The organism is Tenggerimyces flavus, from assembly GCF_016907715.1.
GTDB classification, from domain to species: Bacteria; Actinomycetota; Actinomycetes; order Propionibacteriales; family Actinopolymorphaceae; genus Tenggerimyces; species Tenggerimyces flavus.
In genome coordinates this window covers 6,239,836-6,266,722 of record NZ_JAFBCM010000001.1, presented here as the reverse complement: position 1 = coordinate 6,266,722, position 26,887 = coordinate 6,239,836, and the positions used below count along the sequence as shown (strand labels likewise).

At 68.8% G+C, this 26,887-nt stretch carries 23 protein-coding genes; 8 read left to right on the top strand and 15 right to left on the bottom strand.

Annotated features, from left to right (window positions below; genetic code table 11):
* Window positions 1–21 precede the first annotated feature (21 nt).
* A complete protein-coding gene (locus JOD67_RS29440; RefSeq protein WP_307782599.1) occupies window positions 22–1,491 on the top strand; it encodes an aldehyde dehydrogenase family protein in 1,470 nt (489 codons plus the stop codon).
* On the opposite strand, the gene lysS is transcribed toward JOD67_RS29440, so the two are convergent.
* Window positions 1,476–3,062, bottom strand: coding sequence for a lysine--tRNA ligase (lysS, locus tag JOD67_RS29435; protein ID WP_205120954.1), 1,587 nt, complete (start codon window positions 3,060–3,062; stop codon window positions 1,476–1,478). The two genes, JOD67_RS29440 and lysS, sit on opposite strands and share 16 nt — an antisense overlap.
* Before the next feature lie 101 nt (window positions 3,063–3,163).
* Window positions 3,164–3,688: a pyridoxamine 5'-phosphate oxidase family protein gene (locus tag JOD67_RS29430; protein ID WP_205120953.1), complete on the bottom strand. Its 525-nt coding sequence runs from the start codon at window positions 3,686–3,688 to the stop codon at window positions 3,164–3,166.
* Window positions 3,689–3,821: 133 nt separating this feature from the next.
* On the opposite strand from JOD67_RS29430, the gene JOD67_RS29425 reads away from it, so the two are divergent.
* Together JOD67_RS29425 and JOD67_RS29420 are read left to right on the top strand one after the other, a co-directional pair.
* Complete coding sequence (locus tag JOD67_RS29425) at window positions 3,822–5,429, top strand: calcium-binding protein (protein WP_205120952.1); 1,608 nt, start codon at window positions 3,822–3,824, stop codon at window positions 5,427–5,429.
* A 199-nt stretch (window positions 5,430–5,628) separates the two neighbouring features.
* On the top strand, window positions 5,629–6,480 hold the full coding sequence (locus JOD67_RS29420) for a DegV family protein (RefSeq protein WP_205120951.1): 852 nt from the start codon (window positions 5,629–5,631) through the stop codon (window positions 6,478–6,480).
* A 13-nt stretch (window positions 6,481–6,493) separates the two neighbouring features.
* On the opposite strand, the gene holA is transcribed toward JOD67_RS29420, so the two are convergent.
* The 5 genes from holA to JOD67_RS29395 form a co-directional block, all read right to left on the bottom strand.
* Complete coding sequence (gene holA, locus JOD67_RS29415) at window positions 6,494–7,489, bottom strand: DNA polymerase III subunit delta (protein ID WP_205120950.1); 996 nt, start codon at window positions 7,487–7,489, stop codon at window positions 6,494–6,496.
* 37 nt (window positions 7,490–7,526) lie between these two features.
* Window positions 7,527–9,899, bottom strand: coding sequence for a ComEC/Rec2 family competence protein (locus JOD67_RS29410; protein WP_205120949.1), 2,373 nt, complete (start codon window positions 9,897–9,899; stop codon window positions 7,527–7,529).
* Entirely contained in the window at window positions 9,896–10,606 is a 711-nt protein-coding gene (locus tag JOD67_RS29405) for a ComEA family DNA-binding protein (RefSeq protein ID WP_307782598.1), read from the bottom strand. The genes JOD67_RS29410 and JOD67_RS29405 overlap by 4 nt, the downstream gene beginning before the upstream one ends.
* Before the next feature lie 1,721 nt (window positions 10,607–12,327).
* Entirely contained in the window at window positions 12,328–12,591 is a 264-nt protein-coding gene (gene rpsT, locus JOD67_RS29400) for a 30S ribosomal protein S20 (RefSeq protein WP_205120948.1), read from the bottom strand.
* A 110-nt stretch (window positions 12,592–12,701) separates the two neighbouring features.
* On the bottom strand, window positions 12,702–14,162 hold the full coding sequence (locus JOD67_RS29395) for an aminotransferase-like domain-containing protein (protein WP_205120947.1): 1,461 nt from the start codon (window positions 14,160–14,162) through the stop codon (window positions 12,702–12,704).
* An 88-nt stretch (window positions 14,163–14,250) separates the two neighbouring features.
* Between JOD67_RS29395 and JOD67_RS29390 the strand changes: the two genes are divergently transcribed.
* Genes JOD67_RS29390 through JOD67_RS29370 form a run of 5 tightly spaced genes read left to right on the top strand, consistent with a single transcriptional unit; the run spans window position 14,251 to window position 18,771 of the window.
* Entirely contained in the window at window positions 14,251–15,543 is a 1,293-nt protein-coding gene (locus tag JOD67_RS29390; RefSeq protein ID WP_205120946.1) for an ABC transporter substrate-binding protein, read from the top strand.
* Window positions 15,540–16,478 (top strand): carbohydrate ABC transporter permease, encoded by a 939-nt coding sequence (locus tag JOD67_RS29385; protein WP_205120945.1) that lies wholly within the window; start codon window positions 15,540–15,542, stop codon window positions 16,476–16,478. Before JOD67_RS29390 ends, JOD67_RS29385 begins: the two co-directional genes overlap by 4 nt.
* Window positions 16,475–17,299 (top strand): carbohydrate ABC transporter permease, encoded by an 825-nt coding sequence (locus JOD67_RS29380; protein WP_205120944.1) that lies wholly within the window; start codon window positions 16,475–16,477, stop codon window positions 17,297–17,299. The genes JOD67_RS29385 and JOD67_RS29380 overlap by 4 nt, the downstream gene beginning before the upstream one ends.
* Window positions 17,300–17,308: 9 nt before the next feature.
* A complete protein-coding gene (locus JOD67_RS29375; protein ID WP_205120943.1) occupies window positions 17,309–18,406 on the top strand; it encodes a Gfo/Idh/MocA family protein in 1,098 nt (365 codons plus the stop codon).
* Window positions 18,406–18,771 carry a cupin domain-containing protein gene (locus JOD67_RS29370; RefSeq protein WP_205120942.1) on the top strand — a complete coding sequence of 122 codons (366 nt, stop codon included), beginning with the start codon at window positions 18,406–18,408 and terminating at the stop codon, window positions 18,769–18,771. The genes JOD67_RS29375 and JOD67_RS29370 overlap by 1 nt, the downstream gene beginning before the upstream one ends.
* Window positions 18,772–19,048: 277 nt before the next feature.
* Here JOD67_RS29370 and JOD67_RS29365 read toward each other — a convergent pair whose 3' ends face one another.
* The 8 genes from JOD67_RS29365 to JOD67_RS29330 form a co-directional block, all read right to left on the bottom strand.
* Window positions 19,049–19,828, bottom strand: a complete 780-nt coding sequence (locus tag JOD67_RS29365) for a helix-turn-helix domain-containing protein (protein WP_205120941.1) — start codon at window positions 19,826–19,828, stop codon at window positions 19,049–19,051.
* Between the two features lie 28 nt (window positions 19,829–19,856).
* Entirely contained in the window at window positions 19,857–20,618 is a 762-nt protein-coding gene (locus JOD67_RS29360; protein ID WP_205120940.1) for an ABC transporter permease, read from the bottom strand.
* Window positions 20,619–20,622: 4 nt separating this feature from the next.
* Window positions 20,623–21,390, bottom strand: a complete 768-nt coding sequence (locus JOD67_RS29355) for an ABC transporter ATP-binding protein (protein WP_205120939.1) — start codon at window positions 21,388–21,390, stop codon at window positions 20,623–20,625.
* A gap of 39 nt (window positions 21,391–21,429) precedes the next feature.
* Complete coding sequence (locus tag JOD67_RS29350; RefSeq protein ID WP_205120938.1) at window positions 21,430–22,890, bottom strand: hypothetical protein; 1,461 nt, start codon at window positions 22,888–22,890, stop codon at window positions 21,430–21,432.
* A 392-nt stretch (window positions 22,891–23,282) separates the two neighbouring features.
* A complete protein-coding gene (locus JOD67_RS29345; protein WP_205120937.1) occupies window positions 23,283–24,008 on the bottom strand; it encodes an ABC transporter permease subunit in 726 nt (241 codons plus the stop codon).
* A gap of 13 nt (window positions 24,009–24,021) precedes the next feature.
* Window positions 24,022–24,948: an ABC transporter ATP-binding protein gene (locus JOD67_RS29340; RefSeq protein ID WP_205120936.1), complete on the bottom strand. Its 927-nt coding sequence runs from the start codon at window positions 24,946–24,948 to the stop codon at window positions 24,022–24,024.
* Window positions 24,945–25,853, bottom strand: coding sequence for an ABC transporter permease (locus tag JOD67_RS29335; RefSeq protein ID WP_205120935.1), 909 nt, complete (start codon window positions 25,851–25,853; stop codon window positions 24,945–24,947). Before JOD67_RS29335 ends, JOD67_RS29340 begins: the two co-directional genes overlap by 4 nt.
* Window positions 25,843–26,778, bottom strand: a complete 936-nt coding sequence (locus tag JOD67_RS29330; protein ID WP_307782597.1) for an ABC transporter ATP-binding protein — start codon at window positions 26,776–26,778, stop codon at window positions 25,843–25,845. Before JOD67_RS29330 ends, JOD67_RS29335 begins: the two co-directional genes overlap by 11 nt.
* Window positions 26,779–26,887: the final 109 nt, after the last annotated feature.

Here is a 26,887-nt window from a genome sequence, read left to right as displayed (position 1 = left end):
TGTGACTCCTAATGTCGACCTGTGTCACGTGTTGCCGGACGCGTGGCTTGGATCCCCGGGAAGGTCGCGCCGATGGCCGTCTATGCCGCACCTGGACAGCCAGCCAGTCCGATCTCACTGCCGTCTCGGTACGGGAACTGGATCGCCGGCGAGAGCCGGCTGCCGGTTCTCGGACGGTATACGGAGAACACGTCGCCGGTCACCGGTGAGGTCTACACCGAGGTGGCACGGTCGACCGTCGACGACGTCGAGCTCGCGCTCGACGCGGCGGAGGAAGCCTCTGTCGGCTGGGGTGCGACGACGCCGACCGATCGCGCGATCGTGCTGAACAAGATCGCGGACCGGATCGAGGAGCAGACCACCCGGCTCGCGGTGACGGACGTGTGGGACAGCGGGAAGCCGATCCGCGAGGTGCTGTCCGCCGATCTGCCGATGGCAGTGGACCACTTTCGTCAACTGGCCGGGGCGATTACTGCTCAGGAAGGTGGGATCACGCAGCAGGACGGCGACATGGTGGCGTGCCACCGGTACGAGCCGCTCGGCGTCATCGCGCAGTCGGTCCCGTGGACGTTCTCCTTGCTGTGTGCGGCATGGAACCTCGCGCCGGCGTTGGCCGCTGGCAACACCGTGGTGCTTCGGCCGGCCGAACAGACGCCCGTGTCCATCATGGAGCTGATGCTGCTCATCGCGGACCTCGTGCCACCCGGTGTGGTGAACGTCGTGAACGGGCTGTCCGCCGAGGTCGCGACGCCATTGGTGTCGAGTCATCGAGTGCGCAAGGCCGTCTTGACAGACAACACCGCGGCGACGTGTTCGAGCATCTACTTCGCGGATGTCCTGGAGGCCGAGGACGAGTTCTCCGATCGCGTACTCGACGCGTTCGCGACGTTCGCGTTGAACCAGGGCGAGGCGTGTGGTTCGCCCTCGCGTGCGCTCGTGGAGCTGCCGATGTACCACGAGTTCGTGGAGGCCGCTTCGATTCGTACGAAGGCGATCCGGCAGGGGAACCCGTTGGACACCGAGACGATGCTCGGTGCGCAGACGAGCGAAGAGCAGCTGTCGAAGGTCCTCGAGCACGTGCGGTTGGCCAAGGAGTCCGGGTTGCGCGTCCTCACCGGCGGGGTGCGGGCGGACCTCGGCGGCGAGCTGGCGGACGGGTACTATATGCAGCCGACGATCGTCGAGGCGACGGACTCGTTGTGGGAGGCGATCGCCGGACCGGTGGTGTCGGTGGCGAGCTTCGAGGACTACTCGTCGGTGATTCGGATGGCCAACGCGGCACCGGAGTCCTGCGCCGCCGCGCTGTGGTCACGCGACCTGTCGTTGACGTACTACGCAAGCCGCGACCTGCGCGCCACGCGGCTGTTCGCCAACTGCTCGCCCGCGTACTCCGCGGTGGCGGCGTACGGCCGGATGGACCAGCCGGCCCTGACGGACTACCAACGCCGCAAGAACCTCGTGTTGAGCTACGGCCTTCACCCTGTGTGGTAGCTCAGCAGTCCTCGGATGCGGTCCGGGCCGAGCGCCAGGAGGAGGGTGGGGAGCCGCGGTCCGGTGTCGCGGCCGACCAGCAAGGTGTAGACGAGTGCGAAGAACGCGCGCTGATCCTGCTTGAGCTCGGCTGTCGGCGGGGCGTCGATCGGCAGTCCTCGGACCAGCTTGGGAACGCCGTACACCAGAGTGGTGAGACCGACCAGACTCCAGTCGTCCTCGAGCCGGTCGAGTAGCGTGGCGAGTGCCCGGGATTCCCTTTCTGACAAGGCGGAAAGTCGTTCGCTGTCCGGCTCTGTGCGTACGTGGGTCCGAGCCTCTTCCGGCAGATGCTCGGCGACCCAGGCGCGGGCTCTGCTCAAGCGGGGCTCGAGATCCGCCAGCGCGAGCTCCTTGCTGTCGGCGTCGACGTCGCGGAGGATCCGCAGCAGTTGGGCGTCGTCGCCCGCGGTGAGGTCGAGCACGGAGGTGAGCAGGCGCCAGGGAATCCGCTTGGCTGGTTGGGGAAGCTCGGTCGTGGTCGTACGAGTCGCGCGTTCGTACGCCGTCGGGTCGTCGAGGCGGTCCCACTCGTCGTACAGGCGCGTGATCTCGCTGCCGAAGTCGATCGTGATCGACTGGTTCGGCCGGCGGCGCTCGTACAGCCAGCGCAGGATCGGCGCCTCGATGACGCGCAGGCCGTCGGCGGGCGTCGGGACGGCGCCGGCGGAGCTGGACAGCTTCGACGCGCCGCGGATCCCGACGAACGCGTACCCGAGGTAGACGGGCGGCTCGGCGCCGAACACCTTGCGGCACAGCTCCGATCCGACCGTCATCGTCGAGCCGGGGGAGGAGTGGTCGGCGCCTGCGGCCTCGAACGTCACGGGTACCGCCGCCCAGCGCATCGGCCAGTCCACCTTGAAGAAAAGCTTGCCGCTGTTGGTGGTCTCGAGGACGAAGCCGCCGGTGTGCCCGCACTCGCAGGTGTACGCCAGCGCGGTGGTCGCGTCGTCGTAGTGGGTGATGCTGGTCGTGTCGCGGCCGCAGGTCTGGCAGTAGACGCGGTACGGCCAGTACTCCTCGTCCGTGCGTTCCTTGCCCTTCGTGCGATAGCGGGCGAGCACGTCGCGGATCGTGTCGCGTTCGCGCATCGCGCGGACGACGGGGCCGGTGTAGGCGCCGGCGGCGTACCGTTCAGTCTGGAAGATCTCGCGAATGTCCATGCCCAGTTGACGAATCGCGTCACGTACCGGGGTGGCGAACCGTTCGGCCCAGCTCGCGTACTCGCCCCACGGGTCGGGTACGCCGGTCAGCGGCCGGCCGAGGTGCTCGGCGAACTCCGGTGGGACGCCGGCCGGGATCTTGCGGAGGCGGTCGTAGTCGTCCCAGAACAACAGGTGTTCGCAGGGGACGCCACGGCGCTTGATCTCCTCGGCGACGAAGTGCTGCGTGGTGAGCTCGCGCAGGTTGCCGAGGTGAACCGGCCCGGACGGGCTGATCCCGGAGGCACAGACGATCGGGTCGGCCTGGCGTTCCTGTGCGGCGGCGATGACGTCGTCGGCCGTACGCACGATCCAGTCGTGGGACTGCATTTGAGGAGACCTTCTTTGGTGTGTGGGCAGGCTGGCGCGACGGCTAGGCCTGTTTCTGCTCCCGCACGGTGACTCCCTGGTCTCGGACTCTGCCCGGGATCCTACCCGGTCGCGGCCTGCGCCGTGATCCCGGCGGGGTCGTGCGCGTACCCGACCATCCAGGACGGCTGGACGCGCAGGTAGGCGATCGGGTCCTCCTGCCAGCTGTCGGGATCGCTGCCGTAGTGCTGGACGAGGTGGTCGTGGAGCGCGTCGAAGTCGGGGTGGTCGCGTTCGAGGAACTCGACCGTGCCGTGGCAGAACACGCCGAGGTCGTCGCCGACGATGTGGGCGACGCTGACCGCCGGGCGCCTGCGCAGATGGCCGACCTTGGCGGCCTTCTCGGAGGTGCTGAAGTGCCAGCGGGCATGCAGGAAGTGCCCGTCGAGGCCGCTGATCCGGGGCTCGCCCTTCGCGGTGACGGTGGCGACGGAGAGCGTGCGCATGCCGGTGAGAACGGTGACGAGCTGCTCGGCGGTCATCGACCGTTCCGGCTTGACGATGTTGCGCAGGTGCTGGGTCGAACGCGGCAGCGAGGCGTCGAGGAGTGTCTGGAGCTGGGCGACCTCGGCGGGTGTCTCGAACATGGCGCCCACTCTGCACTGGACCACCGACATCTAGGCAGTCGCCCCTGCCGATATGGGCACCCGTTTCCGATGTCTACCGAGTCTGCCCTCAGCCACCCTTCTGGGCGAGATGAGTAGAAAGTAGAGGACGGATATGAAGCTGAAGTGGGGCCTGGTTGCGCCTCTCGTACCGATCACCCTGTGCGCGGCCGCGTTGGTCGCGACCCCGGCGTACGCGGCGAGCGGTGTGACGGTCGCGGGGTCGATCCTGCAGATCAATGCTCAAGCGGGCAAGGCGAACAAGATCTCTGTGCAGTTGTCGGGGACGGTCTACACCGTGACGGACAACGGCGACATGGTCACGCCTGGCACGGGGTGTGTGGCCGTGACCGTACGGCAGGTGCGGTGCAACGCGCCGAACGTGAGCACGGTGACCGCCAACCTGGGCGACGGCAACGACGTGCTGGACGTCCGTACCGTCAAGCGGGCCACGGTGAACGCGGGTGCCGGCGTCGACCAGGTGTTGGGCAGCCCCGGCGCCGACATCGTCGACGGCGGCGCGGACGGCGACACGCTGGTCGGCTACGCCGGCCAGGACCGCCTGACCGGCGGCACCGGCAACGACACGCTCGAAGGTGGCACCGGGAACGACACGTTCGACGGTGGACTGGGCGCGGACAAGTTCGTCGGCGGCACGGGGACGGACCTCGTCACGTATGGCGCGCGTACGGCCCGCGTCGTCGCCTCCCTCGACGGCGTCGCGAACGACGGCCAGTCCGGCGAGAAGGACCTCATCGGCACCGACGTCGAACGGCTCATTGGTGGGAGCGCCTCGGACCAGCTGACAGGGAGCGCTCTGGCGAACCAGCTGGACGGCGGCACCGGTGACGACGACCTGTACGGGCTCGGCGGGGTCGACGTCCTGAACGGCGGCCAGGGGAGCGACATCCTCAGCGGCGGCTCGGACAACGACCGGCTCGACGGTGGTCCTGGCGCCGACAAGCTGGGTGGTGGTTTGGGGCGTGACCAGGCGCGCTACAACACCGCGAACGCCGCCGTCCGGGTCGACTTCGACAACCTGGCCGACGACGGCGTCGCCAACGAGGGCGACAATGTCTTCAACGATGTCGAGGACATCCTCGGCTCGCTGTACGGCGACCACGTCATTGGCAGCGCGGTGAACAACACGCTGGACGGCTACGGCGGCAACGACGTACTGAGCGGTGGCGACGGCGCCGACACGATCTGGGGCGGTCCGGGGCGCGACAACCTGCGTGGCGGCAGCGGGAACGACTTCATCGACGGTGAGGCCGACAACGACAAGATCTTCGGCGACTACGGCGCCGACTCGATCTACGGCGGTAGCGGGGACGACACCTTGCGCGGCGGTCAGGACTGCAACGTGTGCGGTGACGACGGCCTGTCCGACAGCATCTCGGGCGGGGTTGGCATCGACGTCGTCGAGTACTACGACCACACGGTAGGCGTGAAGGTGAGCCTCGACAGTGTCGCGAACGACGGCGCCGCGGGGGAGAAGGACAACGCGAGGGCCGACCTCGAGCACATCGCCGGGACGTTGGGCGCCGCGGACATCCTCGTCGGCAACGACCAGGCCAACATCCTGCTGGGGTTCGCCGGCAACGACACGCTCATCGGTCTCGGCGGGGACGACATCCTCGACTGTGGCGAGGGTCTGCTCGACCAGGCCGGTGGCGGCGACGGGTTCGACACGTTCAAGGCGTGCGAGACCGCTCAGCAGTAGGTCCCCGCCGTTCGTAGCGACCCCGGCCTCCAGCCCTACCCTGGGGCCAATGATCATGTTTACATGATCATTGGCCCCTTTACGTGGGGTGGACGCCAGGTAGAGCGGCCACTGGCCGGGTAAGGCGGCACCACGCCCAGCTTTCCCGGGCCGCTGTCGCCCACCAACACCTGAAATCCCGAGGCTAAGGTGTGGCGGTATGGCCGGGGTCGCGATCGTGACGGACTCGACGGCGTACCTGTCGGCGGACGACGTTGCGGCTCTGGGCGTCGCTGTGGTGCCGCTGCAGGTGGTCGTCGACGGGTCGACGTACGTCGAGGGTGATCCTGCGCTGCCCTCGTTGGTGGCTTCCGCTGTGCGTGCCGGGCTGACGGTGACGACGTCGCGGCCCGCTCCGCCGGTGTTTCTCTCTGCTTATGCGGCCGCCGCTGCTGCCGGCGCGTCGGCTGTGGTGTCCGTGCACGTGTCGGGGCAGCTGTCGGGGACGCGAGACGCCGCCCGGCTGGCTGCGCTGGAATCGCCGGTGCCGGTGACGGTGGTGGACTCGGGGCAGGTGGGGATGGGGCTCGGCTTCGCCGTGCTGGCCGCTGCCCGGTTGGCGGCTGGTGGGGCATCGTCGGAGGAGGTCGCGGCGGTGGCGCGGTCCCGTTCGGCGTCAGCGGCCACGTTGTTCTATGTGGACTCGCTGGACTCGTTGCGTCGCGGTGGCCGGATCGGCTCGGCCCAGGCCCTGGTGGGGTCGGCGCTGGCTGTCAAGCCGCTGTTGCATGTTGTCGACGGCCGGGTGGCGATGCTGGCCAAGGTCCGTACGTCCGGCCGCGCCCTCGCTGAGCTCGAGCAGCGGGCCGTCGACCTGGCTGGCCTGCGCGAGGTCGAGCTCGCCATCCACCACCTGGAGTCACCCGACCGAGCCGCGGCCTTGGCAACGAACCTGCGCGCCCGAGTCCCCATGATCGCCCGCCTCATCGTGACGGAGATCGGCGGCGTCATCGGCGCCCACGCCGGACCGGGATTGCTGGGGATCGTGGTCGCCCCGACGGGCGTTTCCTAGCTCCGAGTCCTGGTCAGCCGCGGGTGCGCGCGGCTGTGATGGCGAGGATCATCCGCTCCAGGGCGTACTCGGGGTCGTCGGCGGCGCCCTTGATGTCGGCGTCGGCTTGGGCGACGGCCTGGACCGCGGCGGCGAGGCCGTCGGGGGTCCAGCCGCGGAGCTGGCCGCGAAGTGACTTGAGCTTCCACGGCGCTACGCCCACCTCGCGGGCGAGGTCGGCGTCCCGCAGGCCGCGCGGCGCCCCGGCGAACTTGATCAGCCCGCGCAGCGCGCCGGCGAGCGCCGACGTCACCAGCACGGGCACGACGCCGGAGCGCAGTGCCCACCGCAGCTGCTCCAACGCCTCCGCGGTGTGACCGACGACCGCGGCGTCGGCGACCTTGAAGCTGGTCACCTCGGCACGGCCGGCGAAGTACTTGCGCACGATCTCCTGCGTGATCGGCTCGCCGCCGGTGTCCGACAGCAGCTGACTGGCCGCGCCGGCGAGCGCGCGCAGGTCGCTGCCGACCGAGTCGACGAGCAGCGCCGCCGACTCCTCGTCGATCTTGCCGCCGGCCGAGCGGACCTCGCGCACGACGAACTTCGGCAGCTCCCAGGTCTTCGGCGCCTCGGTCGTGACCAACCGGACGCCGGCCTTCTTGAGCTTGTCGACCGTGCCCTTGCCCTTCTGCCCGCCCTTGTGCACGAGCACGAGCGCGACGTCCGGCTGTGGCGCCTTGGCGTACCCGATCAGCGCGTCGGCGCTCTCCGGCGGCACGGTGTCGAGGTTGCGGACGACGACCGCCCTGCTCGCCGCGAACAGCGAAGGGCTGGTCAGCTCCGCGAGCGCACCGGGCACGAGCGTCGCCGCGTCCAGCTCGGTCAGGTCCGCGTCGGCGTCGGCCGCACGCACGGCGGCGACCGCGGCGGCGATCGCGCGCTCGGAGAGCAGCTCGTCGGCGCCGACGACAAGCGTGACCGCGCCGAGTGCCTCGCGGTCGGGACGTACGGACGAAGTCGCGGTAGCCATCGCGGCCCAGCATGCCACGCCGTACCGACAGCGCCGTTCACTTGTGCCTCGCTTGCAACGTGGCGCCCGCGTCGGTGAGGACCACGACCGACTCGCCGTGCTGGTCGGTCCGCGCGACGGTCATGCCGGCGGACTCGAGCAGGCCGAGTGTCGAGACCGCCGGGTGGCCGTAGTCGTTGTCCTCGCCGGCGCTGACGAGCGCGAACCGCGCGCCGACCGCGCGGATGAACGCGGGGTCCTGGAACTTACTTCCATGATGCGGAACTTTCAGAACGTCCGCGCGGAGGTCGGCGCCGGAACGGAGTAACGCGCGCTGGGCGCCGGGCTCGATGTCGCCGGTGAGCAGGATCCGGAGCCCGCCGATCTCGGCTCGCGCGACGACGCTGGCGTCGTTCTCGACGGATCCTTCGCCTTCTTCGGGGAGGTGGTCGGAGGCGACGTGGCCGTTCGGCGCGAGAACGGTCCAGCTCACGTCGCCGACCTGCCGCTGCTCGCCCACCTGGACCCGATTGACCGGGATGCGTGCGGCGGCGGCGAGCGTTCGTACGGCCGCCGCCTCGTCGGCCGGCGAGTCCAGCGGGCCGACGCCGATCTCGGCGACCTTCCTGCCGCTCAGGACGCCGGGCAGGCCGTCGACGTGGTCGGCGTGGAAGTGGCTGAGCAGGACGTACGGGACGTTCTTGATCCCGAGCTCGTCGAGGCAACGGTCCATCGCCCGCGGGTCGGGTCCGGCGTCGACGACGACCGCCGTACCCGGGCCGGCGCGGAGGACGAGGCCGTCGCCCTGGCCGATCTGGCAGGCGGCGACGATCCAGTTCGGCGGTGGCCAGCCGCCGAGCCCGATCAGCCTGGCGGGTTGGACCAGCCAGAGCAGCATCGCGGCGGCGAGGGCGAGGCTGATGCCGCGGCGCTTGAGAACGGGTGGGGCGAGCGCGGCGGCCGCGACGCAGACGACGACCAGCAGCGCGATGCCGGCCGGTGAGGTCGCCCAGCCGAGCGAGGCGCCCGGGAGGTCTGCCGATCTGGTCGCGACCTCGACGATCCACCGCGCCGCGAACCCGGCCAGCCTCGCCGGAACGCTCGCGAGGGCGACGCTGATCGGCGCGACCATCGTGGCGACGAGGCCGAGGACCGTGGCGGGCGCGACGGCTGGTCCGGCGAGCAGGTTGGCGACGATCGCGACCAGGCTGACCGACTCCGAGAGCAGGGCGACGATCGGCGTACACAGCAACTGCGCGGCCATCGGGATCGCGAGCGCGGCGGCGAGCCAGCGGGGCATCCAGCGCGCGAGGGCGTCGGTGCAGGGTGGGCCGAGGAGCAGGATGCCGGCGGTGGCGAGAACGGAGAGCGCGAACCCGTACTCCCGCCCAAGCCACGGGTCGATCAGCAGCAGCGCCGTGACGGCCGCGGCGAGCGCGGGAACGCCGCGTTGCCTCGATCCGGTCGCCAGGCCGGCGAGCCCGACCAGTCCCATCGCGGCGGCGCGGAGGACGCTCGGCTCGGGGCGGGCGAGGATCACGAACCCGGCCACGCAGAGCGCGCCGAGAACAGGAAGCGCCCACGACCGCAGGCCGCACCACCTGGCCAGGCCGAGGGCGAACGCCAGCATGATCGTGAGGTTGGCGCCACTGACCGCCGACAGGTGCGTGAGGCCGGCGGTGTCGAGGTCTTCGACGACCTCCGGTGGGAGCAGCGAGACGTCGCCGACGACGAGTGCCGGAACGAGGCCGCGTTCGGCGGGCGGGAGGCCGTCGACCGCCGCTCGCAGTCCGGCGCGGAGCTGGCTGGCTCCTCGGTCGAGGGGGCCAGGCTCGGCGAGGTGGTGGGGTGGCGATCGCGCGGAGAGGACTGCCGCGACGCGGTCGCCCGGATCGGTGGGGGCGAGCCGTCCGGTGAGGCGTACGCGCTCGCCGACCGCGACCTGCTTCCAGGCGAGATTTCCGGTGACGACGACGGTGGTGTGGACCTCGGCGGTGGTGCCGCGCGACTTCACGCGTTCGACGATCGCCTTGAGGACGACGTATGCGGGGCGCTGCGAGCCTGGGCGGCTCCGTACGACCGGGTCGCTGCGGACCTGGAGCTCGGCGGTCACGACCGCGCTGGCGGCGGCGAGCTCGGGCACCGGGCCGGAGTGGGCCGAGGCGACCTGGACGGCAGTGACGGTGGCGGTGGCTGCGGACCCGAGCAGCAGGAGCGCGATGGCCGGCGCGAGGCGGGGCTTGTGGCGCGGGATCCTGAGGAGGGCGACGATCGCGGCTCCGACGAGCAGCGCCGCGACGCCGATCCCGACCGCGAGCGGCGGAAGGCTGGGGACGGCGAGCGTGCAGCCCCAGGCGGCGAGCGCGAGCGGCACCAGGCGGAAGTCGGTGCGCGCCGGCGCTGGCTGCTCGAGTGGCTCGAGGGTGCTCATGAGACCTGCACCAGCTCGCGGAGCTCGGCGAACTTCCGTGAACCGATGCCGGTGACCTGTTGGAGGTCCTCGACCGACTCGAAGCGGCCGTGCTCGTCGCGGTAGTCGAGGATGCGTTGCGCGAGAACGGGACCGACGCCGGGAAGCGCGTCGAGCTGCTCGAGCGTCGCGGTGTTGAGGTCGACGAGGGCTTGTCCTGTCGGGGAAGGCCTGGCCGACGGGCCACCTGGTGGTGGAGGGAGGCCGACCAGGACCTGTTCGCCGTCGGTCAACGGGCGGGCGAGGTTGAGGCCGCTCAGGTCGGCGCCGGGCAGCGCCCCGCCCGCCGCGTCGACGGCATCGATGACGCGGGCGCCGGTGGGGAGTTGGACGACGCCGGGCTCGCGTACCTTGCCGGCGACGTGCACGAGCAGCTTGCCGGGTGACGGGCTGGGACTCCCGCGGGTCGCCGGCGGGGTGCCGGTCGCGACCACGGTGGCGTGGGCGATCGGGTTGGGGGTGAGCTCGGTCGGCTGCTGGTTGACGAACAGCAGGACGGCGCCGATCACGGCGACCAGCAGCAGGATGCCGACGACGAGGACATGCTTGGCGCGCAGGCGAGGTACGGCGAGCGGATCCGGCGCCTCAGTCGACGGGTGTGGGCCTGCACCGACTCGTTCGGCGACCCGGCTCACGACATCGCCGGCAGCGTCGCGCAGCAGTCCCACGTTGGCCTCCTCTCCCTGTGTGCGTTGACGATCGGGCACCCAACCACCAACCGCCGGCTGGCCGCGCGGCGGCGGTGGCGTCGTAGGCGACGGCGTGCTTCCCGCCACGTGCCGCCCCACGACCGGGCGGTGCAGATCGCGCAACCGACTCACCGCACGGGCAGCAAGCTCTGGGCTCACCCGCGGACGAAGGCGATGGCGACCGAACACGAGATGGACGTTAGGCAGGCCGAGGGGCCAAGGAGTCGGTCAGCGAGCGAGCTGTGGAGAACTCGGCGAATCGCCAACCTGTGGAGGAAAAGCGGCCACTCGCGCTCGGCCGAGAGGCGCCGCCCGCCACCGGGTTTGTATGAAGGGCACCTTCATTCGAACCTATTGAATGAAGGTGCCCTTCATTCAAAACGGCGGGACGGAAGCCCGGCTTCATCTGAGCCACAAGAAGCCCGGGGCCAACAAGCGACCGCAACACGGCAGCAGACCGGAACCGCAAGCAGGCCTCCCCCGGGCACCCGTTCCCGGGGGAGGGGGCGGCGCGTGAAAGACAGGTGGCCGGGCCGGGGCGAGTCAAGGGCCGCAAAGCGGTCGCGAAGCGACGCCTCTCTCCGTCTGCGCGAAGCGCCCCCAGTGAGGCGCCCTTGACGCGCCCCGGCCCGGCCACCACACTCGACCGCCGCAACAGCCCACGGCGAGCACCATTCAAGGACAGCTCGAGAAAGATCAATCGAGCCCACCCGCCAAGAACAGCAGCAATCCGATGAGCCATCGAGCCATCGACGACGGCCAACTGATGGGTGAGAAGCAGCTGGTCCGATAGGGGATGACCGACGGAAGGTCGAGGGCCGACCGATGGGGCGTCGGCCGACCGGTGGCGGGGGATGACCGACGGAAGGTCGAGGGGCCGACCGATGGGGCGTCGGCCGACCGGTGGCGGGGGATGGCCGACCGGGCGGTGCCGGGACAACTGAGCGGCGGTCGAGGAGATGCCCGGCCGGAGGGTGAGGGTCGAGGGTAAAGGCGGGCCAAAGGGGACGGCGGCCGAGCGGCGATGGGGGATGGCCGACCGGGCGGTGCGGGGATAACCAAGCGGGGCGGTGCGGGGAGATGCCCGAGCGGTGGTGAGCGTCGAGGGAATGGCCGCCAAAGAGGCGGTGACCTCGAACGCGCCGCGCAGCGGTGGTGAGGGTCGGGGGATGGCCGGCCAAAGAGGACGTGGCGACCTCGAACGCGCCGCGCATCGTTCTGCCCGCGTCCCGTTGGATGAAGGGCACCTTCATCCAACAAGCCGGCGCGTCCCAGGGGACCGTGAAACGTGCCTAGTCGGTCTGGGTCGGGGGCACCCTAGTCCCGTAGGTTCGGACCAGGGTGCCCCCGACCCAACCAGCCCCCGCCACGCATTGGATGGAGGTGACCTTCATCCAACCCCTCGAGGCAGAGCCCCCACACGACCTCAACCCGGCCCTGTGATCATGAACGTGATCATGAAGGCAAACCCGGCGTATACGACCAGTTCGGCTTCATGATCACGTTCATGATCACGGGATTGGACAGCACCAAGCGGATCGGCCGACCGCTTGGATGAAGGTGCCCTTCATCCAAAGCGGTCAGGCTCGGCGGCTCGGCCTGGCCACGGCGAGGGCTCCCACCGACAAGTCGGCAAACGCCAAAAGGCGCCGCGTCCCTCGAGGGGGACTCGGCGCCTGGGAACGGCGCGAAAGCCTCGCCTACTTGGCGGCGGCTGCGGCGCGCTTGGCGACCGCGGACTTCTTGTTCGCTGCCTGGTTCTTGTGGATCACGCCCTTGGAGACGGCCACATCCAGCTTCTTCGCGGCCGTGCGCGCGAGCTCCTGCGCGTTCTCCGCACCGCTCTCGGCGGCGTCGCGGAAGTTGCGCAGCGCGGTCCGCAGCGAGGACTTGACCGCCTTGTTGCGCTGGCGGGCCTTCTCGTTCTGCTTGATCCGCTTGATCTGGGACTTGATGTTCGCCACGGAGCTTTAGCCTCGATTGAACGTCGTTGGATTCGGAGAGCGCACCAGACGACACAACCACCCGGACGCGCGAACGCACAGCCTACCAGCCGGGCGACAGACCACCCAAGTCAGGTCGTGAGCGACACCACCGGCACCGAGCTGCGCGCGTCTCCAAGGTACGCCGCCCAGGCCCGCGCCAGCCGGTGCACCCCGGCCCGCAGCACCGCCGGCGGCACCGCGTACGGCAGACGGGTGTGCTCGGTCAGCCCGCCGCTCGCCGAGAACACCGCCCCAGGCAGGATCGCGACCCCGAACCGCAGCGCGACCTGCGCGAACTGCGTCGTGTCCGCCCCAGGCAGCCGTACCCACAGCGACGCACCACCCCGCGGCGGAACCCAGGTCCACGACGGCAGGGACTCCGCCAGCAGAGCGGTCAGGTCCGCCAAACCCTCGACCAGCTCGGACCGCCGCGAGGAACGCGCCAACGACACCTGGTCGAGCAGATGCAGCCCGATCTGCTGCGACACCAGCGACGTCCCGAGATCGGTGATCCCCTTCATCTGCGCCAGCCGCGAGATCGTCCGGGAAGCGCCTCGGATCCAGCCCAGCCGCAGCCCACCCCAGAACAGCTTGCTCAGCGAGCCGATCGTCAGGATGCGTTCGGAGTCGCCGTACGTCGCCAGCGGCCGCGACCGCGCCGGCTCGAACGCGGTGCCCGCGAGCGCGGTGTCGTCGACGACCACGACGTGCTCGTCCTCGGCCAGCTTCACCAGCCGTCGCGCCCGGTCGGGCGCGAGCACGGTGCCGGCCGGGTTCTGCAGCGTCGACTGCGCATAGACGAGCCGCGGCGCGCTCAGCCGAGCCAGCGCGGCGACGTCCATCCCGTGCGCGTCCGACGCGACCGAACGGACCCGGCAACCGGCCAGCGCGAACGCCTCCAGCGCGCCGCGGTACGTCGGCTCCTCCACGACCACGCTGTCCCCGGCCTGCAGGCAGCCCTGCGTGACCAACTCCACCGCCTGCTGCGCGCCGCTCGTCACGAGGATCTGCTCGGCGGTCGTCGGCAGGCCGTCCTCGGTGTACCAGCGCGCCAGCCGTTCGCGCAGCGCCGGCAGCCCGCGGGGGTGGTAGCCGTGGTGCTGCTGGCCGAGCTGGAGGTACTCCTCGCGCCCGATCGCGGCGGCGGTGTCCGCCACCACCGGCAGGCAGGGGAGCGCCGCGGTCGCGAAGTCGATGGTCGCGAGTGGCCCGTTCAGGAACTGCGCCGCCGCGTGGTCGCCGGCCAGTACGTGCGACGACACCGTCTCGCGCTCGACCTCCTGCACGGCGGCGCGCACCCGAGTGCCGCTGCCCTGCCGCCGCTCGAGCCGTCCCTCCTGGCTGAGCGACTGGTACGCGGTCACCACGGTCGTCCTGCTCACCGACAGTGCGCTGGCCAGTGCCCGTTCCGCCGGCAGCGTGGCGCCGATCGGCAGCTCGCCGAGCTCGATCAGCTCGCGCAAGCCCTGGCTCAGCTGCGCGTGCAGCGGGCCGGAACGAGCCCCGGACTCCACGAGCATCCGGGCCAGCTGGTCAGCGGAGAAACGCATCAGGATCCAATTTCTCGTCATTGGCTATGGCTGCGACGTCGTCGCGCTGCCAATCTAGCGCCAATCCGCGACCGACGAGAGGCAGATCATGCGTCGAAGGCAGCTGCTTGCCGCCGCTGGGCTGGCGCTGCTGCCGGGCTGCGCGACCGTCGCGGCGCCGGGAGGCGGGAGCAGCGGGAGCGGGCCGGAGGACAGCTCGAAGCGGTTGCGCATCCTCGCCGGCAGATATCCGTACACCGATGCCGTGTTGGGCGAGTTCCGGCAGCGCAACCCCGGGTTGACAGCGGCCTACACCGAGGGCGGCGTCTCGTTCGAGGAGGGCAGCGCTCAGACGTTGCTGCGTTCAGGTCGCAGTCCGGACGTCATTCTCGTCAACTCCGGTCCAGGTCGAGTGGGCCTGCTGGCGAGGAACGGGCTCATCGCTCCGCTGGACGACGTCCTGGCGCGCACGGGCTTCGCCGAGCGCTACCAGGACGCCGTCATCGAGCAGACCAGGTCCGGGCCGGAGGGGAAGATCTACGAGGTCGTCGAGGGGCTCGACGTCTTCCAGGTCTACTACAACAAGGACCTGTTCGCGAAGCACGGCGCCACAGTCCCGACGACCTGGCAAGGCTTCCTTGACACCTGTGCGGCGCTCAAGAAGGGTGACGTGTCACCCATCGTCGCCGGGGTGCGGGACAACTTCGCCGGCGGCTGGCTGCTCGGCTCGCTCGTACAGGCGGCCGCGGGTCGCGAGCTGATGACCGAGGTGATCTACGGCGACGGCGCGTTCGACGATCCGTCCATCGTGCAAGGCGGTCAGTTGCTGAAGGACCTGCTCGACGCCGGTTACCTCGACGGGCGGCAGGCCGCGGCGCTCGACGGCGAGCAGGCGAACGCCGCGTTCCTCAAGGGAAGTGCGGCGATGATCGTCGTTCCGCAGAGCCAGGTCGCGGATGCCGCGTACGACGGCGAGAAGGTCGACCACCTCGGCGCGTTCCCGATGCCGCCGACCGAAGCGGGCATGCCCGCTCTTCCCACCGCGGGCCTGGCGGTGAGCTGGGTCGTCAACAACGCGACGAAGGCCCGCTCGGCCGTCGCCGCGTGGCTCGACTGGATCTCGTCGGAGGACTACCTGAGGCTCGCTGCCAAGAACGGGTTGACACTGGTCCCGTCGCTCAAGCTGCCGGCAGGCATCACGATGCATCCGATCGTCGCCGACGGCTTCGCCAAGTCCCGCGCCGGCACCGGCTACAACCCGAGCGTCTACCTGCCCGACACCGCGAAGGACGCCTGGTACCAAGCAGTGCAAGGGATCATCACCGGCAGCCTGACGCCGCAGCAGGCCATGGCCGACGTCCAACGTGAGCTGGTCACCGCGAGGAACGGAGCCCGCCGATGACCGCACAAGCGACCCTTGCGGCGCCGCTGACTCGCACGAGGAGTCCGAGGAAACCTCCACGCGGGCGGACGTTGTTGTGGGCGACGATGCTCGCGCCCTCGTTCGTCCTGCTCGCCGTCTTCGTTCTCCTCCCATTGCTGCGCGGCGTCCAGCTGAGCGTCTACACCTGGGACGGCGTCGCGCCGGTCATGCACCGCGCCTGGCTCGACAACTACGCGAAGCTCTGGACCGACCCGATCTTCTACCAGGCACTGGGCAGAACAGTGATCTGGTGGGTCATGCACGTCGTCCTCGCCGCCGGCGGCGGGTTGCTGATGGCCGCATTGATCAACGAGGTCAAGTGGAACCGGTTCCGCACCGCGATCCGTGGCATCGCGTTCCTCCCGCAGGTGCTCTCGCTCGCGGTCGTCGGAGTGATCTGGAGCCAGCTCTACCACCCGACCGTCGGCCTGTTGAACGAGTTCCTCACCGGCATCGGCCTCGACGCCCTCACCCGACCCTGGCTAGGCACGCCGGAGCTCGCCCTCCCCGCGGCCGGCATCGCGAGCGCGTGGCACGCGTACGGCTTCTACCTGGTGATCTTCCTCGCCAGCATGCAGGCCGTCGATCCCGCGCTGTACGAGGTCGCGCGGATCGACGGCGCGAACGCGTGGCAACGGTTCTGGAACGTCACCTGGCCCGCGCTGCACAACACGATCAGCCTCGTCGGCGTGCTCGCGTTCATCAGCGCGCTGAAGGGCTTCGGCACCGTTTGGGCAATGACAGAAGGCGGTCCGGCGCGGGCGAGTGAGCTGGCGGCGGTGTACGTGTGGCGGAAGGCGTTCCAGACCGGCGACATCGGCGTCGCGAGCGCGGCGGGAATGTCGATCGCGGTGATCGCGCTGGCGATCACGTTCGCGTTCAACCGTTGGCGCGACCGGAAGGCGGACAGGTGAGACCTCGCATCGGCAACACGCTGCTGCTCGTCGTTCCGCTGACAGTCCTTACGGCGTTGACGTTCGTGCCGTTCGTCTGGGTCGTGTTGAGCGCGTTCAAGAGCGAGACGGAGATCTTCGGCGACGCGCTCGGGCTGCCCGCGCAGTGGCGGTGGCAGAACTTCGCGACGGTGTGGAACGAAGGCGACTTCGGCAGCTACTTCTTCAACAGCGCGCTGATCGCGGTCGCGGCGACGGTGCTGACCGTGGCGGTGACCTGCCCGGCGGGGTACGCGTTCGGCAAGCTGTCGAACGCCCGCAACAGCTGGGTGTTCTACGTCTACGTGCTCGTGCTGACGCTGCCGTTCGAGGCGATCGTGGTGCCGATCTTCTACCAGATGCGGGCGATGAACCTCGTCGACAGCCGCGTCGGGCTGGTCCTCGTACTCGTCGCGGGCGGCGTTCCGCTCGGCGCGTTCCTCATGCGCAACTTCTTCCGCGACCTGCCGCACGAGCTCGTCGAGGCCGCGACGATCGACGGCGCCTCGGACTGGAAGGTGTTCCTCCGAGTGATGCTGCCGCTGGCCAAGCCGGCGGTGCTCGCGGTCGCGGTCTTCAGCTTCCTGGGCGCGTGGAACGAGTACCAGCTCGCGCTGCTGCTGCTCATCGGCGAGAACACGCGGACGATCCCGCTCGGGCTGGTGCAGTTCCAGTCCCAGTACAGCTCCGACTACGGCGCGCTGTTCGCGGGCATGGTGTTGGCGATGATCCCGTCGATCCTCGTCTACGTTCTGTTGCAACGGTCCTTCACCCGTGGCCTGGTCGCGGGCGCCGTCAAGTAGAGGAATGGCATGGAGACAGTGCGCTACCAGTACGAGTACGACGAACGGATCCGGATCGCGTACATCGGAGCGGGGGACCACTCCTATCGGAACGTCTATCCGACGTTCCAGTACGCGCCGATCGACCTGCGCGCGGTGTGCGATGTGCGCAAGGAGCGGGCGGAGACGTACGCACGGATGTTCGGCGCGACGCGCGCGTACTCCGACCACCGGGCGATGCTCGAGCAGGAGGAGCTCGACGCGGTGTTCATCGTCACGGCGTACGACGACGCCACCGGGCGGGTGCAGGCGACCGACCTCGCGCTGGACTGCCTGCGAGCGGGACTCCATGTCTGGATGGAGAAACCGACCGCGGCGAGCGTGGCCGAGATCCTCGAGCTCAAGGAGGCGGCTGCGACAGCGGGCAAGTTCGTCCTGACAGGGTTGAAGAAGATCTTCACCCCGGCAGTGACGAAGGTGAAGGAGATCATCTCGTCGGACGAGTTCGGTGACGTGTCATCCATTTCGGTCCGCTATCCGCAGTCGCTGCCGCCGTTCGAGCAGCGCGGCGACCTGCACGCGATGCGCGGGTTTCTCGACCACATCTACCACCCGGGTGCGGTGTTGACGCACCTGCTCGGGCCGGTGCAGCGGTTCTCGTACGAGTGGGAGCCGCGCAACGGTGCCTCGGTGGCGAGCCTGCGGTTCGCCAACGGTGCGGTCGGGACCCTCCATCTGACCGCCGGCCTGGCCCAGACGTCGCCCCTGGAGCGGCTGGAAGTCGTGGGACACGATGCGAACGTCGTGGTCGACAACACCGTTCGGGTGACGTACTACCGCCCCGGCGCGCGACTTCCGTACGGGCGGACCAGTTCTTTCGTCGTGGACGACGCCGTGGCGCCGCTGAGCTGGGAGCCGGAGTTCTCTCTCGGCGTGCTCTACAACAAGAACCTCTTCTATCTCGGCTACGTGCCGGAGGTCCTGCACTTCTGCGAGAGCGTGCTCTCCGGAACCGCGCCGGTGAAAGGTACGCTCGACGACGCGCTGAACATCATGCGACTGTTCGAGGCCTACCAGCGAACACCCGCGGGCGAAGTCGTCACTCTCGAGATTGCGAAGGAATCCTGATGTCGGACACCACCGCTCACCTGGCTCCCGCCGCGACGCGCGAGGTCGAGGAGACCGAGTTCGGACGGCTCGAGTGGATGATCGCGGGCAGGCTCGGCAACTCGACCACGATGACCGTCGGCCGCTGCTACATCGACCCGGGCAAGGCCAACCCGCGGCACTACCACCCGAACTGCGACGAGGTGCTGCACGTGCTGCAGGGGACGATCGAGCACTCCGACGGCGACAACCTCAGGCAGATGGGTCCGGGCGACACCATCAGCATCCCCGCCGGCGTCCTGCACAACGCCCGCAACGTCGGCGACGACCAGGCGATCTTCGTCATCGCGTTCTCGTCCGCGGATCGCCAGGTCGTGGGGGAGTAGGCCGCTAGCGTCGAGATTTCACGACTCGCTGGGCGACATTGGTCCGTGATGCACGGAAGTGCCTGTCCTGCTTGGGAAACTTTGGGACGGCGACGTCTCGAGTGATCTGAGCAGGAGGGCACTCCGTGGGTGAAGCGTCGTGGTCGCCTTACCCGGCCAGCGGCCTCTCTACCTGGCGTCCACCCCACGTAGAGGGGCCAATGATCATGTAAACATGATCGTTGGCCCCAGGGCCGGGCCGGACCGGTCGAACCCACCGCCAGACGAAGGCTCGCGGCTAGGACGGAGGCGCGATCCGTTCCGGGCGGGTCCAGCCGGTCCAGCCACGTTCGCGCATCAGCTCCACCATCCGCTCCGACCGCGGATCGGCCTCGAGGGGAAAGGCGTCCAGCAAAGCGATCGCCGGGTCGTCCTTCGCCAAGCCGACGTAGTCGAGCTCACCGGCCGCGTCGGCCTGCTCGGCCATGGCGGCCATGAGGTCGGCGGCTTCGGCCAGCCGCGGGTCGTCCACCGAGTCGGCCTCGTCGATGATCTCCGACAGGAGCCGATAGAGCCGTACGAGCTGCGGGTCTTCGAGCTGGGCGAACTTCGAGGGCATGATCTCGGCGAAACGGTCGGGCCAGCAAGCCGCGACCAGGATCCAGCCGTCCCGTTCGCCCTGCACCATCCGTTCCGACGCGCCGATCTCGCGAAGCCGGTCGAGGTAGCGGTCCACCTCCGGCGGTAGCGCGACGCTGTCCCCGGCGGTGAGCCGCGCGATCTGCTTGCGGCTGGTCTGCAGCCGTTCGATCTCGTCGCGCAGGTGGTAGTCGATCTTCTCGACCGCCTCGGCGAACGTCGACGCGTCGGCCTGGAGCATCAGCGCGATCTGCGACAACGGCACGCCGGCGTTGGCGAGGGTGCGGATCTTAACCAGGGACACGACCGCCGTGGGGCCGTACCGGCGGTAGCCCGAGTCGTCCCGCTCCGGCTCGGGCAGGAGCCCGATCTGGTGGTAGTGCCGGACCGCCCGCACGGTGACGCCGGCGTACGCCGCCAGTTGACCGATCGTCAGCATGTGCTCATCCTGCCCTCGACGCGCCGGCTCAGGAGATCCTGCGCCGGTAGGAGATCGTGGCGAACACGTACGCAACGACGAGGATGCCTCCGCACCACGCCAGCGCGATCCAGAGGTCGGCATCCACGGGTTGCTCGGTGAGCAGGGCGCGGATCGTGTTGACGATCGAGGTCACCGGCTGGTTCTCGGCGAAGACACGGACGGGGCCGGGCATGGTTTCGGTGGGTACGAAGGCTGAGCTGATGAACGGCAGGAAGATGAGCGGGTAGGCGTACGCGCTCGCGCCGTCCACGCTTTTCGCGGTGAGGCCGGGGATGACCGAGATCCAGGTCAGCGCGAGCGTGAACAGGATGAGGATGCCGGCGACCGCGAGCCACGCCAGCACGCCTGCCCCTGAGCGGAAGCCCATGACGAGGGCGACGGCGATGACGACGGCGAGCGAGATCACGTTGGCGACCAACGAGGTCAGGACATGTGCCCAGAGCACGCCCGATCTTGCGATCGGCATGGATTGGAATCGTTCGAAGATCCCGCTCTGCAGGTCGGTGAAGAGCCGCATCGTCGTGTACGAGATGCCCGACGCGATCGTGATGAGCAGGATGCCGGGGAGCATGTAGTTCACGTACGAGACGGACCCGGTGTCGATCGCGCCGCCGAACACGAAGACGAACAGCAGCATCATCGCGATCGGGGTGATGGCGGTGGTGATGATGGTGTCGAGGCTGCGGGTGACGTGCCGGAGGGTTCGTTCGGTGAGGACGGCGGTGTCGGCGAGGAAGTACGTGGCCATTGGCTTATCCCTGCTTCTTGGTGTCGCCGACGACGGCGAGGAAGACGTCCTCGAGCGACGGCTGCTTCTCGACGTACTCGACCTGGGCGGGCGGCAGCAGCTGTTTGAGCTCGGCGAGGGTCCCGTTCACGATGATCCGGCCCAGATGGAGGATCGCGATCCGGTCGGCGAGCTGCTCGGCCTCGTCGAGGTACTGGGTGGTGAGCAGCACGGTCGTGCCGCCGTTGGCGAGCTCTTTGACGGCCTGCCACACCTCGATGCGCGCCTGCGGGTCGAGGCCGGCTGTCGGCTCGTCGAGGAAGATGACCGATGGGTTCCCGATCAGGCTCATCGCGATGTCGAGGCGGCGACGCATGCCACCGGAGTACGTCGAGACGCGCCGGCTGCCCGCCTCCCGCAGTGAGAAGCGGTCGAGGAGGCCGTCGGCGATGGTGCCGGGGTCTTCGAGGTGCCTCAGTTTTGCGACGAGGACGAGGTTCTCGCGGCCGGTGAGGATCTCGTCGACGGCGGCGAACTGGCCGGTGAGGCTGATGGACTCCCGTACGTCGGCGGCCTGGGTCGCGACGTCGAAGCCTTGTACTTGGGCGGTTCCGGTGTCGGCTCTGAGGAGCGTGGACAGGATCCTCACCACGGTGGTCTTGCCCGCGCCGTTCGAGCCCAGGAGGGCGAAGATGCTGCCGCGCGCCACGTCGAAGTCGACGCCGCGCAGGACGTGCAGGTCCTTGTACGACTTCTCGAGGCCTTGCACGTGGATCGCTGGAGGGGTGCTCATGCCGCCAGCATGAGGGGCTGACGCTGCGTCAGGGTCAAGCTATTCGTAGGGCGCGAACCGCTGCTGGATCAGCTCGAACGTGTGGCGCGGGCGTTGCGGGTCGTAGATGTCGATGCCCACGACGTAGCGGCCGCCGTACCTGGCGAGCTGCCAGATGGTGGCGTCCTCGAAGCCCGGATTGCGGATGGTGAGGCCTTGGCCTGTGAGGTCGTCGATGGCGATGTCGACGGCGGAGTTGACGACCGGGGTGGTGTTGGTGAGGCGGAAGGCGAGCTTGGCGGTGCTCTTGCCCTTGGCTGCTTGGGTGAGGTCGACGGTGGTGGTCTGCCAGCTGCCCGTTTCGTCGCTTACGGTTCGGGTCCAGACGACTTGGTTGTCGAGCAGGAGCTGCATCTGGTGTTGGCCGTTGGTGCCTGTCGTTCCGCGGTGGTCTCGGTGCGCGAAGGTGACCTTGTGCTGGTTCGTGGTGGTGGAGAAGCGGACGGTTTGGCTGGCTTCGATGTAGTTCAGCCCCGGCGTGGCGACGTGGCTGGCGAGCGCGAGGCTGAGTCTGCCGTTGCCGGTCTTGGCTTTCCGTTCGGTCTGCTGGGCCGATGCGCCGTCGAACTGCACGCCGTACGCGACGATGCCGGCGGTCTGCTTGCGTTGGAGGTAGCCGAGGCCCTGGTCGATCACCGTTCTCACGTACGGCGTACTGGGGAGGAGTGGGGAGGCGGTGTAGCGGCCGGCGTACAGCATGAGGACGACGGGCATGTCGTAGGGGGCGATGGTCTTGAGGACGCCGTCGAGCTGCGGGCGGAGGGTGTGCGTCATGACGGTGTTGCGGGCGGGATCGTCCTTGTAGGCGAGCGTGATGCCGTCGATGAAGCCTGCGTACTTGTCGAGGAAGTCCTTGGTGACTTGGTAGGTGTAGAGGAGGGGGAGGAACGGGAGGTCTTTGTTGATCGCCTTGGCGGCCGCTTGGATCTGACCGAGGTATGCCGGGGTGAAGGACGGCTTGCGGCCACTGCCCTCGAGGTTGTGGCCGAAGTCGTCGATCATCCAGCCCGCGAGGTTGGCGTGCTGCCGGCTGAGGTTGGCGATGGCCTTGGCCCAGGCGATGTAGTCGGTTTTGTAGGGGTACGAGCACCGGTCGGGGGTGCCGGGGGCGAAGCATTCGCTGGGTGGGACGAGGTAGACCCAGACGTCGACGCCAGCTTGGCGTGCCTGTGGAAGGAACCGGGCGAGGTCGCCCCAGTCGGCGGGGGAGCGCCAGATGAGGAAGAGGTAGGAGTTGACGTTGAGCTCTTGGAGCTTGCGGATGGTGCGCTCGACATCGATGTGCTTGTAGCCGTCTGCTCTGGGCATCTTCTCGCGCAGCTCGGCCCCGATCGTGTTGCCGCCGGAGTAGTCGGCCACCATGCCCGTGATCCGGTCAGCGGCCGCACTCGCCGCGCTCTGTGGTACGGCGAACAGGGTGCCTAGGAGTGCTGCGAGAGCAAGCAATCGAAGAGTCGACATCGTCCACCTCGGCGCAGAAGAGGGCCTACCGCGCCGCACCTTATCTGGCAATGGCCGCCCCACACCCGGCTTCATCCAAAGCATCAAGAAACCTGGGAGAAGCCCCACACGCGACGCGAGCACGGCAGCGGACCTGGGGCAAGCAGGCCTTGCCCGCGGAACTGTTCCCGGGGTGGCGGGGACGTGTTAGAAGCTGCGGGCCGGGGCGGGTCACCCGTGCTCCGTGGCGACCCGGTTCGAGCAGCGGCGCTCGCGTTCCAATGACCCGCCCGCGCCCCACCACTCATCTGCCGCGGCCACTCCCGGCCACCTCCAGTGGCCGTCGCTATCGTCGTTAGGGCGAAGATTATTAGCGCTATAGCGACCAAAAGTCTTCGCGCTCATCCGCGGGGCTACTCGGCGTCGGTGAGGGTCAGTGAGCGGAGGCGTTGGCCGGCGAACCAGGTCGCTCCGACTGTCACCACTAGCAGGAGGATGGCGGCGACCAGGGGTTGCACTGTTGCCTCGATCGTGGCCCCAGCGTCGCCCGACACCAGCCGGTCGGTCAGGGACATGGCCCACTGCTGGATCGACAGGGTTCGCGCGCCCGGGACGAAGGAGCCCACCAGCGACTCCCAGATCAGCGCGTACAGCAGGCCCACCACCACCGCGTGCCGGGTCAGCACTGCCAGCAGCAAGAACAAGGCTGCGTAGGCGATCGAGGCCAGTAGCGCGCCCACGGTGAAGGCCACAGCGATGCCGTCCGTCAGACCGGCCAGCACCACTCCGGCGATCAGCACCGGCACCGCGGCGAAGACGACCAGCGTTCCCACAGCCACCAGCAGCTTCGTCAGCACGATCATCGGCCGCGGGATCGGCTTGGCCAGCACGTACACGATCGAGCCGTCGTCGATCTCCGACCCGATCACTCCCGTCCCCGCGATCAGCCCCAGCAACGGGACCACCGTTCCTACCGCGAACGTCTGCAACACCGTCGCGGCGATCGACGAGTCGGCCCCTGCCGCCACGCGGATTCCCACCGCCATCGCGATCAGCAACCCCGGCAGGATGAACAAGAACAACGCCCGGCGCTTGCCCAGGACGACACTCGCGGTCAGCGACGCGATCGTGGCATTCATAAAGAGAACCGTCCTAAGCCGTGATGAGGTACGAGAACACGCTCTCGAGCGACTCGTCCGCGGGCGAGACCTCGTAGAGCCGGATGCCGGAACGCCGTGCCACCTGCGGCAGCAGCCAGGTGAAGCGCGCGAAGTCGACCGCCTCCACCCGCAGCACACCGCCGCCGCCGTCCGACGCGGACAACGACACCGCCGCCGACGAGCCGTCCGCGATCAAAGCCGACGCCAAAGCGCGGTCGTCGGACGAACGAATCACGTACTGGTGTGGGCGATCCGTCATCAGCCGGCGGATCTGCCGGAAGTCACCCGACGCCGCGTGCCGACCCGCTACGACCACCTCGATCTGCGACGCGACCTGCTCGACCTCCTCCAGGATGTGCGAGGAGAACAGGACCGTCCGACCCTGCGTGCCCAACTGGCGCAGCAGATCCATCAGGTGCAGCCGCTGCCGCGGGTCCATGCCATTGAACGGTTCGTCGAGCAGCAACACCGACGGATCGTGCACCAGTGCCGTCGCCATCTTGATGCGCTGCTTCATGCCCTTCGAGTACTGCCCGACCTCGCGGTCCTGTGCGTACTCCATCTCCACCAGCGCGATCGCCTTCCGCGTCGCGTCCTCAGGCGACGACAGTCCGTGCAGTTTCGCGTTGGCGAGAACGAACTTCCAGCCCGTCAGGTTGTCGTACAGAGCCTCGCGCTCCGGCACCAGCCCGATCTGCCGATAGATCGCGTGATTCCGCCACACCGTCACGCCGTCCAGCGTCACGGTGCCGGCCGACGGCGCGAGGAAGCCGCCCATCATGTGGATCAGCGTCGACTTCCCAGCCCCGTTGGGACCCAGCAGCCCCGTCACGCCAGGGCCGATCGTCATCGAGATGTCGTTCACCGCCACGACGTTGCCGTACCAGCGCGACACTCGGTCGATCGTCAGCACGCTCATTCCGCGGCCACCTTCCGGTACCGGACCAACAACAGACCGAACGAGCCCGCGATCACCACGAGAGCGACGAGGACGAACACCGCGCCACCCGCGAACCCGGCAGGCGGCGGTATCGGGCTGGACGAGTCCGCGCCCAGCAACGCAACCTGAACGCCGTCCAGCAACGTGGTCGGGGAGAACAGTCCGGCCCAACTCGCCAGCCCAGGCGTGTCGCTGAGCTCCTGGGCGATGCCCTGGATCGCGGTCACCGCGGCGTACGGCACCGTCAAGGCAGCGATGATCGCCGCCACGCCGAAGCCGCGACGTTTCGTCAACGAGGCAAGGACACTTCCGACACCTGCGAGAATCAACGAGAAGATCAGGGCGCCCGCGAACGCGAGCAGGAAGTTCTTCGTCTGCGTGCCGAACGGCAGCTTCGCCAGCAACCCGCCGCCGTACAACACCAGCAGCGGCAGCGTCATCAAGATCAGCAACGCGGTCGTCAGCGCCCCGAACTTCGCCACCACATAGTCGAGTCGAGTCAGCGGACGCGAGAAGTACAACGACACCGTACGAAAACGCAGATCCCGCGAGAAGAGAGCCGGAGCCTGCGCAGCGACGAAGATCGCGATGATCACCTGGGTGAAGATGATGTACCGCGTGTACGGGATCAGCTGCTCGCCGGTGCCCTGCAGGATCGTCACCGCGTCGATCACCACAGCAGGAAGGAGAATCACCCCCAGCAGCGCGATCGGCAGCACCTTCGACTTCGCCGTTCGCCCGAGCCCGAACGCGTTCCGCAAGCTCTGCACGAACAACGACCGAACGGCGTACCCACGCCCGAGCCGCTGTCCCTCGTACCGCCGATAGCCGATGTCGTGGATGACCCCGGACGGCTGCCGCGGCAGCGATTGCTCAACCGACACGGGTCACCCCTTCCTCCTCGTCGCGGAACACCTCGTCCATCCGGTGCCGGCCCTGTTGCATCCGCACTAGCCCGAGACCGAGGTCCGCGGTCGTGTCGCGTACGACGTCGAACGTGCCCTCGTCGACGATGTTCACCTGCAGCAGTTGACCTTCCGGCCACACCGTGAGCCCCGCGGACGTCAGCGCGGCACCCAGGCGGTCGCGTCCGTTCGCGTCCGGCAGATCGGTGACCTCGACCGACATGACCTGCGTGGTGCGGGTGAAGTCCGCTGTCGTCGACGCGCGCAGCAACCGGCCCGCGTCGATGATCACGACCTGGTCGGCGATCCGTTCCAGCTCGCCCAGCAGGTGCGACGTCACCAGCACCGAGATGCCAAACTCCGCGCCGATCCGGCGAATCAAGCCCAACATCTCGTCGCGGCCGGCCGGGTCGAGGCCGTTCGTCGGCTCGTCCAGGAAGACGAGCTGCGGGTCGTGCACCAACGCCTGTGCGAGCTTCACCCGCTGCCGCATGCCGGTCGAGTAGCCGCCGATCGCGCGGTAGCGCTCCTCGTACAGCCCTACGTGTCGCAACGTGTCGGCCGTACGTTCGCGCGCCGCGTCCGGCGGTAACCCGGACATCCGCGCCATGTGCACGACGAACTCGGTCGCGGAGACGTCCGGCGGCAGGCAGTCGTGCTCGGGCATGTAGCCGACGCGGCCGCGGATCTGCCAGGCCTCCTCGACGACGTCGAGCCCGAGCACACTCGCCGAGCCCTCGGTCGCGGGGAGCAGCCCGAGCAGGATCTTGATCAGCGTCGACTTGCCCGCGCCGTTCGCGCCGACCAGGCCGGTGACGCCGGCGCCGATCGTCACGGTCAGCTGGTCCAGAGCCGTCACGGTCGGGAAGCGTTTGGTGAGGCGTTCGATGGTGATCACAGTCACGGCACGAACGTAGTCCACCTCAGTAGGACATTCCTTCACACCTGAGGATGACGCGCGGAACCGGTTTCCCCTACGGGTTGGGCCCTACGCGGGTAGGGGTAGGAATAAG